Source organism: Massilia eurypsychrophila, from assembly GCF_002760655.1.
Lineage (GTDB): Bacteria > Pseudomonadota > Gammaproteobacteria > Burkholderiales > Burkholderiaceae_D > JAFCUW01.
Map to the genome: position 1 here is coordinate 1 of NZ_PDOC01000077.1, position 1079 is coordinate 1079.

General features: G+C 47.9%; 2 protein-coding genes. Both read right to left on the reverse strand.

What is annotated here, in order from left to right; genetic code table 11:
- A partial coding sequence (locus tag CR105_RS29610) for a transposase (protein WP_370660705.1) occupies positions 1 to 127 on the reverse strand: 127 nt, incomplete at its 3' end.
- Positions 128 to 235: 108 nt separating this feature from the next.
- Positions 236 to 748: a hypothetical protein gene (locus CR105_RS28135; RefSeq protein WP_131502079.1), complete on the reverse strand. Its 513-nt coding sequence runs from the start codon at positions 746 to 748 to the stop codon at positions 236 to 238.
- Positions 749 to 1079: the final 331 nt, after the last annotated feature.

The window sequence follows — 1079 nt, forward strand, 5'->3', positions numbered from 1 at the left end:
TCCAATTTTTAAGTGTGTGGTAATTGACGTTGATATCGTCCGCGACTGCCTGCACGCTCCTGCCGCCACGGGAGAATACCTTGACCAGTGCTTGTTCGACAAATGCTGGGGAATGCCTTGTTCTCATATCTGCCTCTATTTGGATAAAATCTGGAGGCGACAACTAGTCTGACACAGGGGGTAGGCAAGCTGAAGAACGGCGTACTGATTAGCTGCTCGTCCGAGCAATGAGCAACTAATGAGTTGTAGCGCTCCTTACGTCCGGCAATAGAAACAAGCCCGCCTGATGGACCTTTTCCTGAAAAGATCTCATTTGACCCACACTTTGGAAAAACACTAAGTCAGTTCTGTCCCAACGACCCATCACACGGACAGTTTCAGCAATGAAAAAAACGTCCATAAATCGCCGTTCTCGCAGACTATTCGTAAAAATCAATTTTAACTCTTCGTCAGCGGACGCTATCTCTCTAATCGGATTCGGTCTGTTACAAATTACGCCATCTCTTGCTAGCAGGGCGTAGAAATCAAGAAATTTTCGTTCGCCTTTAACATACTCTGCCAACGCTTGGTTCGCCAATGCGCCTGCATATGTGAGGATTTCACATTCCGACGCCTCGGTTTCCGTCAACCAATGATCGAATATTGATATATTCGCAAATATATATCCATCGGCCGATAGGTCATCGATTGCCGGATCTATTTTTGGAAAATATTTGCCCAGATCGTTCTGCGGATCGTACGTTGTCACGTTTACTCCTTCATTTCCCTAGCACCCGGCCGGTTTTATCAAGTGTCGCTACTCGATCACCTGCGCGATTGATAAGCTTCCAAGCACTGCCGCCGTGCGGATTGCTGGAAGAACGCTCAGGTGATATCTGGTAACCAGACTTCTGATCCTGAAACCGAGTCTCGCCTTCGACACTAACGCGCCTATCAAATCGAGCAAGATCCAGGGCGGTTTCAAGTACCAAGCGCAACACTGGGTTAATTAACAGTGTCGGTCGGATGTTGTAGCAGTGCTATGTGCTGAGTATAAACGACGAGCGGCGATTCATAATTGAGCCTCGCTCTCGGACGTG